Source organism: Thalassospira xianhensis MCCC 1A02616 (assembly GCF_003326475.1).
GTDB lineage: Bacteria > Pseudomonadota > Alphaproteobacteria > Rhodospirillales > Thalassospiraceae > Thalassospira > Thalassospira xianhensis.
Genome location: NZ_JPWA01000025.1, coordinates 39,693 through 52,741, shown reverse-complemented (window position 1 = coordinate 52,741; position 13,049 = coordinate 39,693). Strand labels below are relative to the sequence as shown.

General features: G+C 54.6%; 14 protein-coding genes. 10 read left to right on the top strand and 4 right to left on the bottom strand.

The window, feature by feature from the left end; genetic code table 11:
• The first annotated feature begins 105 nt into the window (after window positions 1-105).
• From TH5_RS18030 to TH5_RS17990, 9 genes are all read left to right on the top strand, one after another.
• Entirely contained in the window at window positions 106-984 is an 879-nt protein-coding gene (locus TH5_RS18030) for an HpcH/HpaI aldolase/citrate lyase family protein (protein ID WP_114123011.1), read from the top strand.
• A gap of 83 nt (window positions 985-1,067) precedes the next feature.
• Entirely contained in the window at window positions 1,068-2,120 is a 1,053-nt protein-coding gene (locus TH5_RS18025; protein WP_114123010.1) for a MaoC family dehydratase, read from the top strand.
• Window positions 2,121-2,393: 273 nt separating this feature from the next.
• Window positions 2,394-2,774: a succinate dehydrogenase, cytochrome b556 subunit gene (gene sdhC, locus TH5_RS18020; protein ID WP_114123009.1), complete on the top strand. Its 381-nt coding sequence runs from the start codon at window positions 2,394-2,396 to the stop codon at window positions 2,772-2,774.
• A 27-nt stretch (window positions 2,775-2,801) separates the two neighbouring features.
• On the top strand, window positions 2,802-3,185 hold the full coding sequence (gene sdhD / locus TH5_RS18015; protein WP_062960618.1) for a succinate dehydrogenase, hydrophobic membrane anchor protein: 384 nt from the start codon (window positions 2,802-2,804) through the stop codon (window positions 3,183-3,185).
• Window positions 3,186-3,189: 4 nt separating this feature from the next.
• Entirely contained in the window at window positions 3,190-4,986 is a 1,797-nt protein-coding gene (gene sdhA, locus TH5_RS18010) for a succinate dehydrogenase flavoprotein subunit (protein WP_114109442.1), read from the top strand.
• A 25-nt stretch (window positions 4,987-5,011) separates the two neighbouring features.
• Window positions 5,012-5,794, top strand: coding sequence for a succinate dehydrogenase iron-sulfur subunit (locus tag TH5_RS18005; RefSeq protein WP_007088832.1), 783 nt, complete (start codon window positions 5,012-5,014; stop codon window positions 5,792-5,794).
• A gap of 143 nt (window positions 5,795-5,937) precedes the next feature.
• Window positions 5,938-7,644 carry a DUF4153 domain-containing protein gene (locus tag TH5_RS18000; protein ID WP_114123008.1) on the top strand — a complete coding sequence of 569 codons (1,707 nt, stop codon included), beginning with the start codon at window positions 5,938-5,940 and terminating at the stop codon, window positions 7,642-7,644.
• 56 nt (window positions 7,645-7,700) lie between these two features.
• Complete coding sequence (locus TH5_RS17995; protein ID WP_114123007.1) at window positions 7,701-8,477, top strand: tetratricopeptide repeat protein; 777 nt, start codon at window positions 7,701-7,703, stop codon at window positions 8,475-8,477.
• A complete protein-coding gene (locus tag TH5_RS17990; protein WP_114123006.1) occupies window positions 8,474-9,151 on the top strand; it encodes an HAD family hydrolase in 678 nt (225 codons plus the stop codon). Before TH5_RS17995 ends, TH5_RS17990 begins: the two co-directional genes overlap by 4 nt.
• A gap of 38 nt (window positions 9,152-9,189) precedes the next feature.
• On the opposite strand, the gene TH5_RS17985 is transcribed toward TH5_RS17990, so the two are convergent.
• The 4 genes from TH5_RS17985 to puuE are packed head-to-tail and all read right to left on the bottom strand — an operon-like array spanning window position 9,190 to window position 12,272.
• Window positions 9,190-9,702, bottom strand: a complete 513-nt coding sequence (locus TH5_RS17985) for an ureidoglycolate lyase (RefSeq protein ID WP_114123005.1) — start codon at window positions 9,700-9,702, stop codon at window positions 9,190-9,192.
• Between the two features lie 5 nt (window positions 9,703-9,707).
• Window positions 9,708-10,739, bottom strand: a complete 1,032-nt coding sequence (gene alc / locus TH5_RS17980) for an allantoicase (RefSeq protein ID WP_114123029.1) — start codon at window positions 10,737-10,739, stop codon at window positions 9,708-9,710.
• A gap of 51 nt (window positions 10,740-10,790) precedes the next feature.
• Complete coding sequence (gene uraD / locus TH5_RS17975; RefSeq protein ID WP_244204966.1) at window positions 10,791-11,318, bottom strand: 2-oxo-4-hydroxy-4-carboxy-5-ureidoimidazoline decarboxylase; 528 nt, start codon at window positions 11,316-11,318, stop codon at window positions 10,791-10,793.
• A gap of 33 nt (window positions 11,319-11,351) precedes the next feature.
• Window positions 11,352-12,272: an allantoinase PuuE gene (puuE, locus tag TH5_RS17970; RefSeq protein ID WP_114123003.1), complete on the bottom strand. Its 921-nt coding sequence runs from the start codon at window positions 12,270-12,272 to the stop codon at window positions 11,352-11,354.
• 420 nt (window positions 12,273-12,692) lie between these two features.
• Between puuE and uraH the strand changes: the two genes are divergently transcribed.
• Window positions 12,693-13,046, top strand: a complete 354-nt coding sequence (gene uraH, locus TH5_RS17965) for a hydroxyisourate hydrolase (RefSeq protein ID WP_114123002.1) — start codon at window positions 12,693-12,695, stop codon at window positions 13,044-13,046.
• Window positions 13,047-13,049 lie beyond the last annotated feature (3 nt).

Genomic DNA, 13,049 nt, shown 5'->3' with positions numbered 1-13,049 from the left:
ATGCCGCAGCGCAAAAGATGGCTTGCAGTGCAAAACAAGTTTCGGTAATTTTCGGAAACAATATCGATAATTATTGAACAAAAATTATCAAACGGGAGACGCCAGATGGCCGCAATCGCACGTCCACGCCGCAGTGTTCTTTATATGCCGGGTTCAAACGCTCGGGCACTTGAAAAGGGGCGCAGTCTGCCTGCTGATGGCCTGATCCTTGATCTTGAGGACGCCGTGGCACCCGACGCAAAGGATGTTGCCCGCGATCAGATCGTTGCCGCGCTTGCAGAAGGCGGCTATGGCAAACGTGAAATCCAGATCAGGACCAACGGATTAAACACCCCGTGGGGATATGCCGATATCGTGGCTGCGGCCAAAACATCGGCTGATGCCATTCTGCTGCCCAAGGTCGAAAGTGCCGATACTGTCCGGCAGGTCGCGACCATCATGGAGGCCGAAGGCGCGCACGCAGATATGCGTATCTGGTGCATGATGGAAACGCCGCTTGCGATGCTTGATGCCAGGGACATCGCAGGCGCTCACTCGCGCCTTGGCGGTTTTGTGATGGGGACATCCGATCTGGCAAAGGATCTGAATTGTGCCCATACGCCTGATCGGTTGCCGATGATCACAAGTCTTGGGCTTTGTCTGCTGGCGGCACGTGCCTTTGATCTTGCTATTCTTGATGGCGTTCATCTTGATCTTTCCGACGATGACGGCTTCGTTGCGTCGTGCAAACAGGGGCGCGAAATGGGATTTGATGGCAAAACGCTGATCCATCCCAAAACCATTGCTGCGGCCAATACCGCATTTGCCCCCGCCGAAAGCGAGATTTCCTGGGCGCGTAAAATCATTGCTGCCCATCAGGAAGCGGCACAAGAAGGCAAAGGCGTTGTCGTGGTCGATGGCAAGCTGATCGAGAACTTGCATGTGGTTTCGGCCAAACGTCTGGTCGCGATGGCCGATCAGATTGCGGAAATGGATGCGGTTTAAGCCCGGTCACATAGCCGGATAAAAAAGCGAAAAGCACCGGCTCCAGCCCGTCAGTCCAAGCGCCATACATGCAGGGAGGTACCATGGCATCGAAAACAAATCCCAGAAACTACTTTGAAGATTTCCGTATTGGTCAGGAAATCCGCCACGCAACACCGCGAACGATTACAACCGGTGACGTTGCGCTTTATACCGGCCTTTATGGTTCTCGCTTTGCGGTGCAGTCATCTGATGAATTTGCCCGCCGGATCGGGTTCGATGGCGCGCCGGTGGATGATCTTCTGGCGTTTCACATGGTCTTTGGCAAAACCGTGCCGGATGTGTCTTTAAATGCGGTTGCCAATCTTGGTTATGCGGGCGGCGTGTTTGGTACGCCGGTCTATTCGGGGGATACGGTAAGCACGGTATCGACCGTGATCGGGCTCAAGGAAAATTCGAACGGCAAAACCGGTGTGGTTTACGTCAATTCTGTCGGTCGCAATCAACGCGGCGAGATGGTGCTGGATTACAATCGCTGGGTCATGGTGCGCAAACGCGATGAAAGTGCATCGACACCTGAAACAGTCCTTCCTGAGTTGCCGGGTGTCGTTGCGCCCGAGGCGTTGCAAATCCCCAAAAGCCTTGATCTGTCGGCCTATGATTTTGAGCTGGCCGGATCGCCCCATCGCTGGGATGACTATGCGATTGGCGAGAAAATCGACCACATTGATGGCATGACCATCGAGGAAGCCGAGCACCAGATCGCAACCCGGCTTTACCAAAACACGGCCAAGGTTCACTTTGATCAGGTCGCGGCAGGTGCCGGGCGGTTTGGCAAGCGGCTGATTTATGGTGGGCACATCATTTCGCTGGCACGGGCATTGTCCTTTAACGGCCTTGGCAACGGTTTCCGTATTGCCGCGATTAACGCGGGTGCGCATGCAAACCCGGCTTTTGCCGGTGATACGGTGTTTGCCTGGTCCGAGGTGCTCGACAAGTTTGAAATTCCGGGGCGACGTGACATCGGTGCGCTTCGTTTGCGTCTTGTTGCGGTGCGGGATTGTCAGGCAACTGACTTCCCGTTACGTGACGCGGAAGGAAAATATGACTCCGGCGTTCTTCTGGACTTTGATTATACGGTTTTAATTCCCAGATAATCTGGCAGCTGCAGTCTTGCGTAATAAGGTCTAATTGTGCGATTGCTAAAAGCACGTTACGCCGTTTTCTGCGTTTAGGGGAAACCCTTGGCCCTTCCCGCGGGTCGCAAACGGCATATGAGAGGTCAACCTACGTAGTTTAACCGAGGCGAAAACGGAATTTGATCGCGGATTTCTTTGGATTTCAAAGGTGTCTAGATTGACTCAATCCCGTTGCATGGGTAAATAAACCCTGCTTTCCCGCCAGCTACTTTGAGAAGAGGCAAATCCGCTATGAGCAAAGCCAATCGGCCGCTGTCTCCGCACTTGCAGGTGTACCGGCTTCCGATGGCAGCAAAGATGTCCATTTCGTTCCGTGCGATGGGTGTCGGTCTTGCCATTGGTTTCGTATTTCTGGCGTCCTGGCTGATTGGTGCCGGCGCTGGTCGTGACGCCTTTAACGGCTATCACGCATTTTTCACCTCGTGGTTTGGTCTGCTGCTGCTGTTCGGTTGGACGGCGGCTTTTTATTACCACGCTTGCAACGGTTTCCGGCACCTTGTCTGGGATACCGGTCGCGGCCTGACGAATGAGGGGGCCGCAAAAGGCAACCCGATCGTCCTTGGCGCGGCAGTCGTGCTGACCATTCTTACCTGGATTATCGGTCTGGCCTAAGGCCGGGCAAGAGGGGACAAACCTGTCATGAAAATGCAATCCGATCTGGGTCGTGTACGCGGCCTCGGTTCTGCTAAAAGTGGCTCGTCGCACTGGTGGACCCAGCGCGTTACCGCTGTCGCAAACCTTCCGCTCGGCATCTGGTTCATCATATCGATCCTGTCTGGCCATACGGCCGACTATGATGCAGTCCGTGAATGGCTGAGCTCCTATTTCCATTCGACCATGATGATCCTGATGATCATCAGTGTTTCGGTGCACTTCACGCATGGCCTGCAGGTCGTGATCGAGGATTATGTGCACAACCGTAAAGCGGAAATCGTATCGCTGTTCCTGATCAAGGCTGTGGCCGCCTTCCTGTCGGTTGCTGCCATCGTGTCGGTCTTGCGTATCGTTTTTGCCGGAGCCTGAACCAATGAGCGAATCATATAAAATCATCGACCATAACTACGACGTCGTTGTTATGGGCGCAGGCGGCGCCGGTCTTCGTGCGACGCTTGGTACGGTCGAAGCCGGGCTGAAAACCGCTTGTATCACCAAGGTCTTCCCGACCCGTTCGCATACCGTTGCGGCGCAGGGCGGCATTGGTGCGTCGCTTGGCAACATGTCCGAGGATCACTGGCAGTGGCATATGTATGACACCGTCAAGGGGTCCGACTGGCTTGGTGACCAGGATGCGATCGAATATATGTGCCGTAACGCCGTTCCGGCGGTTCATGAACTTGAACATTACGGCATGCCGTTCTCGCGTACCGAAGATGGCAAAATCTATCAGCGCCCGTTCGGCGGCCACACCCGTGATCACGGCAAAGCTCCGGTTGAACGTGCCTGTGCTGCGGCTGACCGTACCGGTCACGCCATGCTGCACACCCTGTATCAGCAGTGCTTGAAGCACAAAGCCGAATTCTTTGTCGAATATATCGCCCTCGATTTGATCATGGGTGAAGACGGTTCGTGCAAAGGTCTGGTTGCCTGGGACCTTGATACCGGCGAACTGCATCGCTTTAACGCCAAGATGGTGATTCTGGCGTCTGGTGGTTACGGACGTGCGTTCTTCAGTTGCACCTCGGCGCATACCTGCACTGGGGACGGTCATGGTATGGTTGCACGTGCGGGCCTTGGTCTTCAGGACATGGAATTCGTTCAGTTCCACCCGACCGGCATTTACGGTTCGGGCTGCCTGATCACCGAAGGCGCACGTGGCGAAGGTGGTTACCTGACCAACTCCGAAGGCGAACGTTTCATGGAACGTTACGCACCGACCGTTAAGGACCTTGCATCGCGTGACGTCGTTTCGCGCGGTATGGCACAGGAAATCCGTGATGGTCGCGGTGTTGGCGAACACGGCGAATACATCCATCTGCACCTTGAACATCTTGGTTCGGAAGTGCTGTGGGAACGCCTGCCGGGTATCACCGAAACCGCAAAAATCTTTGCCGGTGTTGATGCGACCAAAGAACCGATTCCGGTCCTGCCGACGGTCCATTACAACATGGGCGGCATTCCGACCAACTATAAGGGCGAGGTCCTGCGTCCGACTGCGGATAACCCGAACGCAATCGTTCCGGGCCTGATGGCGGCTGGCGAAGCAGCCTGCGTGTCTGTCCACGGTGCGAACCGTCTGGGTACTAACTCGCTGCTTGACCTTGTTGTGTTTGGTCGTGCCTGCGGTCTGCATGCAGCCGAAGTCGTCGATGCCAAGGCATCCTACAAGGAACTCAAAACCAGCGATGGCGACGAGGCGATTGCTCGTTTCGACCGTCTGCGTTGGGCAAAGGGTTCCCGCCCGACTGCCGAGATTCGTCTGGAAATGCAGCGCGTCATGCAGGGCAACTGTGGTGTGTTCCGTACGTCCGAAATTCTCAAGGAAGGTGTCGAAAAGCTTTCCGCGACCGCAGCAACGCTTCCTGATGTTGCCGTGTCGGACCGTTCGCTGATCTGGAACTCCGATCTCGTCGAAACGATGGAACTCGAAAACCTTATGGTTTGCGCCGCAGCAACCATGAATTCCGCCGAGGCCCGTCACGAATCACGCGGGGCACATGCCCACGAGGATTATCCGAAGCGTGATGACGAAGTCTGGATGAAGCACACGATCGCCACCGTCGGTTGGGACAAAGGGTATGGCGTTGATCTGACCTATCGTCCGGTCAATACCTTCACCCTTACCGATGAAGTGTCGTATATCGAGCCGAAAGAGCGCGTCTATTAAGGCGCGGCAAGAGAGGATTTGAGAGATGGTAGAATTCAATCTTCCCGCCAATTCGGTCGTCAAAGAGGGCAAGTCGTTCTCTGCACCGGCTGACGCGAAAAACACCCGTAGCTTCAAGATCTATCGTTACGATCCTGACAGCGGAGATAACCCGCGTACCGACACTTACGATATTGACCTCGACAAGTGCGGTCCGATGGTTCTTGACGCGCTGATCAAGATCAAGAACGAGATCGACGCGACCCTGACATTCCGCCGTTCCTGCCGTGAAGGCATTTGCGGTTCGTGCGCGATGAATATCGATGGTCGCAACACGCTTGCGTGTCTGAAACCGATCGAGGATATCAAGGGCGAAGTCAAAATCTATCCGCTGCCGCATATGCCGGTGGTCAAGGATCTGGTGCCGGACCTTTCCCAGCCTTATGCTCAGCTCGCCTCGATCGAGCCGTGGCTCAAGGCTGACAGCCCGACACCGCCGGATGGTGAACGTCTGCAGTCGCGTGAAGAACGCGCGAAGCTTGACGGTTTGTGGGAATGCATCCTGTGCTTCTCCTGCTCGACTGCGTGCCCGTCCTATTGGTGGAACTCCGACCGTTATCTCGGCCCCGCTGTTCTGCTGCAGGCTTATCGCTGGCTTGCAGACTCGCGTGATGAATATACCGGTGAACGTCTCGACGCGCTCGAAGATCCGTTCCGCCTGTATCGTTGCCACACGATCATGAACTGCACCAATACCTGCCCGAAAGGTCTGAACCCAGCATTGGCGATCACGGAAATCAAAAAGATGATCGCAGAACGCCGTGCCTGATCGGTTCGCACCATAAAAAAGTCTTTTTAAGACAAAAAGTTAAAGCCGTCGGAGATCAGATGATCCCGGCGGCTTTTTCTGTTTTAATACTGTTTATAAAGACAACCTGACCCGAACAATCGGGCGCGAGCAAAGGCAAACCCATGAAAAAGGCGCATTGGCTGTTCCCCCTGAGCGGCGCGGCATATGGCTTCGCATTCTGGTATCTGATCGATTATCGCTGGGAGGACGATTACCTTCTGGCGAGCCTGATGACGTTTATCGCCGGACTGGCTTATTGCAGCTGGTTTGCCATCGGGGTGAGGCGCCTGCGCGATGATCTTGCCGTGACGCTTGTGCTGCCATTGCTTGCAGCCCTGCAAGTGCTGGCGTTTCAGCATCTGGTCGGGTTCGAGCATACAGACGAAGCCGCTATTTTCGGCCTGCTGGCCTGTCAGGCGCTTTGGGTCGGGGTTGCTGTTGGCATCTGGCGCATTTGGGGGCCTTTGCAAACGACCGTTTTGCCAAACTATCCGGATAGGGCGGCACTTGTGCCGGAAATCTGGTCGATCAAGCTGGCATTGGCTTTCGGTTTGGTCGGGGTTGGTGTTTTCTGGCCGGTTTTCTATGCGCTATGTTCGCTGCTGATGCTGGTCGGCATCGACCAGATCTGGGAATTGATCAGCGAGGCATATGTTGCCTTGCCGCTTTCGGGGGCGGCCTTTGCCACCGGTATTCTGATTGCCCGGGAGAAATCGGGGCTTCTCATCCCGGTCCGCCAGGTGATTGGCGGCATGTTCCGCATTCTATATCCGATTCAGGCGTCCGGACTTTTCCTGTTTCTGGTTGCTGCCGCACTTGGTGGCTGGGAAGTTCTGCTCGATCAGGATTTTGGTGTCTGGTGGACCGTGATGGCCGCTGCAGCAGGGCTTAGCTATTTGCTTTTTGGTGCGGTTCAGGCAGGCGAAGGCACAACTCTGTTTGGCCGGATTGCTGATCGCGTCTTTCGCTTTACATTATGGATGGCGCCGATATTCGCCCTGATTGCGATGGCGACGATTTATATCCGAGTGCGTGAATATGGCCTGACCCCGTCACGGATTTATGCGATCTGGGCGGCGGTATTTGTCTTGATGGCGACGATCTGGCTTTCGGTAGCGGCGTTTGGCCGTCGTCAGTCAACCCCGGTGTCGTTGCGAAGGGCGTTTGGTCATATCGCTATTTGCGGAGCTCTGACTGCCTTTATCATGCATCTGCCATTCCTTGATCCGGTCAGCATTTCGGCACGCAATCAGCAAAGCCGCCTCTCGTCTCTGACAGACTGGGACACGGCTGATCTTGCTTTCATTGCTCGAAATCTTGGAATGCCGGGCGAAGAAGCTCTTGCCGAACTTGGGGCAGCAAAGCCCGACATGGTGCTACCACTTGCCGAATTGCGCAGCTATTTCGACCCTGATGGTGATCGGATGACGGCTCGCATTGACAATATTCCGATCTATCCATCGCAATATCAGATACCTCAGGAAGCCGTTAAGACCTTGCTGGAAGGCCCGCTTGAATATGATCGCCGTTTCTGTCGCACGGCAGGTTCAGGTACAGGGGCCCCAAACCAGTGTGCATTATTGATGATTGACCTTGATGGTAACGGAATGGAAGAGGCGGCCTTTTTCACGACGCGCGACTATGTTGATATCTATCGTTATGGGACCGAGGATAATAGTTGGCAGGTTGTGACCAGTTTCTTCCATGACCAGAATGAAATCGATCACGAGGCGATGTTGCGTGATCTTGCCAACGGAAATTTCGAAATCGTTTCGCCGCGTTACTCCGACCTTCTAATTGGTGGGGCACGTTGGGGGCAATATCGTTAACGCCTGCCTAATCGGGGCGGGTTATGCTTTGTCATCATATGAAACAGCATTAGGGAATGACTGCTTTGTTGATCCGGACACATCATCTCATTGCGGGTTTCGCACTTCTGACTTTGGCGGCCTGTGGCGATACCTCCCCGAAATGGGAGCCTCAGGACATGTTTGGCAGCCCGGCGGAAAAGCCGGTTGATGAGCGTTATCGTGCGATGATTGATTTCAAGGCATTGTCGCGTGACGAGGCCGGGGTTGAATATGCCGCCGGGCCGAGTGCGACTGTGCTGGGCGCGGTAGAAGAAGCCGTTGCCCTTTGTCAGGAAAAAGGTGGCAAGGGATGCAAGGCGGTTCGTGTCGGTCTGACATGGGTTGATGGTCTTGATAGCGATGGCATCAAGGCGGTGATGGAAACCTATCGCAACACCATGCTGGCAGAAGCAACGCAGGCATCGAATGCGGGGAATGCCGGTGCTGCAAACTGGCTGGCGTTCCACTATGCGGTTCGTGGAGAAAATCTGGGTGAAGCAGAACGCCTGATCAAGCGTGCCTTGCAGGTTGCACCCGATGATCCCGGTGCACTCGATACCTATGGGCTGGTGCTTTACAAGCAGGGCAAATATCAGGAAGCCGAAGAGATATTCATTGCTGTTAACAAGGCAATGCCGACGGCGGAACATCTTGCGCATTTTGCCGACAATGCCCTTGCGATGGGCAAGACCGAAATGGCACGTGCGGCTTATCAGCGCGCCCTTGGGGCGCAGCCAAGTGCGGTGCTGTCACAGGAAATTCAGAAACGATTGCTCGCCCTTGATCTGGGTGGCGGCTCGGCAACGCAATGATCAGTCTGGTCATCTTTGATTGTGACGGTGTGCTGATAGATAGTGAAGTGCTGTCTTTTGCCGTCGATGTTCAGATACTTGCAGGCTATGGCATTGAAGTCTCATCGGATGATCTGGCGCTCCGGTTTGGCGGTGTGTCCTATGCCGGGATGATCGAGAGTCTGAATGATGAACACGCGACTGCAATCGAAGCGGCGCATTATCAGAAAGAATGTGAAGATTTGCTAGCACATCTTTTTGAAACCGATCTTCGGGCAATCAGCGGTATCGACACCTTGTTGAAATCGTTGAGCGTACCGGTTTGTGTCGCATCAGGCAGCGATTTGGCGCGGCTTGATATGTGTCTTGGGATTCCGGGACTGCTTGATTTCTTTGGGGCGCGGATTTTCTCGGTCGAGGAAGTGGCAAATGGCAAACCAGCCCCGGATATCTTCCTGCATGCGGCGCGCGAATGCAGTGTCAAGCCGGAAAACTGCCTTGTGATCGAAGACAGTCCAGCCGGAATTATTGCCGCCGGGGCAGCCGGGATGCGGGCCGTCGGCTTTCTTGGTGGTGGCCATCGCAATCCGGAAGATGCCGAAATGTTGATGCAGGCCGGTGCCGAGGATGTCGTCGGCGATGCCAGCGAACTGCATCGGTATCTTGCAAATCTGAGACTGGCAAACCGACCCTGATCGATTTCGATCAGGGTCGCGGTCTTTTCGGGTCGCTATCAGGTCCGGGGCCAATCAAGTGTGATGGTCGTGCCATTGACCATCGGCAGATCAACCTCGTTCAGGTTTTTGCCCGGCCCGCTGCGATCCACGATCAGGAAGTCGCTTTCTGGTTCAAGGACCAGCAGCGGATGGTGCCAGACATTTTTGGCATAGGTCACACCTTGTGTCCCGTCCGAGATAAAGGCGCGCAGATTTTCGGCGGCAGGGGCTTCCGTGCCCTCGGCCACAACGATCAGGAACTTCTGACCGCTTAATGGCATAAAGGCCTGCGAGCCGAGCGGATGGCGTTCCATCATTTTGATTTCAATTGGCATCGGACGCGGTGTGCCGCGAAAAATGCTGATGATTGGTGTGCCACCTTCGTCTCCGACATCAACGCGCGATATGTCGTGAAACCGCGTTGTTGTGCCCAGATTGATTTTATATTCATCCCGCGCGGTGGCGGTGGATATCACCTCGCCAAACGGGGCAAAAGATGCCGGTGTCAGCGGTTCGACTTTCAGTTTCATCGTTCTTATCGCTTTGCCGGTTTACCAAGAATGCGCAGACGGCTGATCCCGCCATCTGGAATGGAATTGACGCGCAAATGCGATACCGGGCCGAGCTTTGCGATGACCGAAGCATCAAATTCGTGGATATGGTCGGCCTGCATTTTCTGTTCAGGCAGAATGGTTTGCCAGAACATGGATCGTGCACGCAGCGACTTGTCTTTTTCACCATCGACATAAGCGGCCTGAATGGAAACCCGGTCGGGATAGTTACCCTTGAAATGGCAGGTATCGACGATGATTTTTTCAATCTCGCCGGGATGGCCGAGTTCAACAACCAGCCACTCGTTACCGGGTTCGCGACGGCGCCGGGTTTCCCAGCCATCACCCATATTAATGCCCCGGCCCGGCGCGAGAATGGCATTCGGGTTACCATAATGGGCATCCGACCATGTCAGGACCACGCCGCCATTGATCATGGCTGCCAGATCAACCTGATCGGCACTGCTTGCCATTTTTGACCAGTCGCGATCCGGGCGTCCATAAACGCGCAGGCGGGCAATACCGCCATCGGGATAGATATGCAGGCGCACATGGGTGAAAACGCCCTCTGCCGTGACAGCAGCATAATGGTGGGCTTCCGCGCCGACACCGGCACGTAACCCGATCGGGGCGACGATTTCGGTCCAGGTCGCATCATCTGCGGGATCGCCATCCGGGCAATAGCATGCCTCAAGCGATGCGGCGGGCGGGAAGTTGCCGGTGAAGTGGCTGGTATCGATATCGACACCATAAATCCGGCCCGATGTCGCCAGCCGCACCACACAGTAGTCATGACCTTCCACACGTTTCCGGCGGCTTTCCCAGCCATCCATCCACTTGCCATTGTCATCATATTTGTCCGGATAGAAAATGGCATCGGCGGTTTGCAGCATGCGTTGCTTGTCGGCAAAGAAATCATCGGTCGCAAAGATTGCCTCTGCGCCCAGACGTTCATCTGCCAGATTGACAAAACGCCGGGTAAATTCCGGGGCATCATGGTTTGTGTGGTGGCTCATGGCTTTTAAATCCTGATTATTGGTTATTTTGTTCTGGCCGGTCATTGGCGATCAAAGGGCTTCGAGGCGCAGCTTGGCGATACGATGTACCTGATTGATGGCCTCGTTAAATTCGGTTTCAACATCGTTTTTAACGCGGCGTTCGAATGCGTTCAGGATGTCGGTCCGATGGAACCCTTTGACGGCAAAAATGAACGGGAAACCGAACTTCTTCTTATAGTCGTCATTCAATTGCGTAAAACGGGCAAGTTCGTCTGGCGTGCATTGATCAAGTCCGGCACCGGTTTGTTCATTTTGCGAGGAATGCGTCAGTTCCGCCAAGGCAAGCTTGCCTGCAAGATCAGGGTGGGCGCGAAGCAATGTCAGTTTGTCATCATCAACCGCGCCATTTACCACGGCTGCCATGGCATCGGCGAGTGCATCGGGGGTATCAAGGGCAGACGTGATGCCGCGATCATAAAGCTGCTTTGCGATCCAGGGGGAATGTTCGTAAACCCCGCCATACAGCGAGACAAAGGCGCTTTGCGCCAAGGTGCTGGGCGGTCGGGTTTCGAACAATGATTTTTCAGGTTTGGTCATAACGGCCATTTCAGTGCTTGTTTTTCTTGATGCTTATTTGTTTTCGGTGAACGGATGATGTTCACGCCAGTGACGCGCAATATCGACGCGACGTGCAAACCAGACATCATCATGACCGCGCACATAATCGACAAAGCGTTTCAGGGCTGCAAACCGCCCCGGCCGGCCGACAAGACGGCAATGTAAACCAACCGATAGCATCCGCGGCGTTTCGGCACCTTCTTCGTAAAGCGTGTCGAAGCTGTCTTTCAGATACTGGAAATACTGTTCGCCGGAATTGAAGCCCTGCATGGCGGCAAAGCGCATGTCGTTGACGTCAAGCGTATAGGGAACGATCAGATGCGGTGTGTCTGTCTGAGTTGACCAGAAAGGCAGTTCGTCGCTGTAATCATCGGCGTCATACAGGAAGCCGCCTTCTTCGGCGACAAGCCGCCGGGTGTTCGGGCTTGTACGCCCGGTATACCAGCCAAGCGGGCGCTCTCCGGTCACATTCCTGATGATGTCGATCGCTTTGTGAAGATGTTCGCGTTCGAGTTCTTCGGGGAAGTACTGATAATCGATCCAGCGATAGCCGTGCGAACAGATTTCATGGCCATCCTGCATCGCGACTTCGCCAACCTTCGGGTGACGGGCCAGCGCCATGGCAACGGCAAAGATTGTAATCGGAATTTGCCGTTCGCGGAACAGGTTCAGGATGCGCCATACACCAACGCGCGAACCATATTCGTAAATCGACTCCATGCTCATATGACGAACACCTTCGCGCATGTCGGCACCGATGATTTCCGACAGGAATGCCTCGGACGCACGATCTCCGTGCAGAACGCAGTTTTCACCGCCTTCCTCGTAATTCAGCACGAATTGGACCGCAACACGGGCCTTGCCCGGCCAGTTGGCCTTTGGCGGATTGGGGCCATAGCCAATCAGGTCGCGTGCATAATTTTGTTCGGTCATCTTCGGCCTCTCCTGATATCGCAACGCCCGGCTTTGTCATGCGGGCTGTTTGGTGTAGCATTAACCATAGGTCGCAGCGCAGCAAGGAAGAACTCCTGCGCGCTGATTGATGGATGATCATGCCGCACTATCAATGTGACTTTGATAATGTTCCTGGACGGGAAAACGCTTTGGCCGGTTTTTTATTGGCTTTTAAAAGCTTTTTATCCGGCTTTGATAGTATTCTGCACGAAGCTGTGGCAATCGTTTTTCAAAGAATTATTGATATAGTTTCACTTTATCACCTCTTTCCACGATCCGTGTCCTAATGCGACCTTTTTGAAACGCTATAAATTCGTTCGGCATAAAACGATAATCAGAAAAGCCGACCAGGGAAGAAGCGACCGACCACCGCATGAGAGAGAAAAGAGGAGGCCCGGCATGGGACGACTGACTACCCATGTTCTAGATACGGCAAAAGGTTGCCCGGCGGGCGGCATCCGGATCAAGCTGCACCGTTTTGGTGACGGCCATGATGATCTGGTCGCCGAAGCCGTAACCAATGCCGACGGGCGAACCGATGCGCCAATGCTTGACGGTGCCTCGTTCAAACCGGGCGAGTATCAGCTTGTCTTTCATGCTGGAGCGTATTTCGATGCCATCGGTCTTGATCTGTCGGAACCGAAATTCCTTGATCAGGTTGTAATCCGGTTCGGTATTTCAGATGCTCACGCGCATTATCATGTGCCGCTGCTGCTTTCGCCGTTTGGCTATTCTACCTATCGCGGCAGCTGAGGC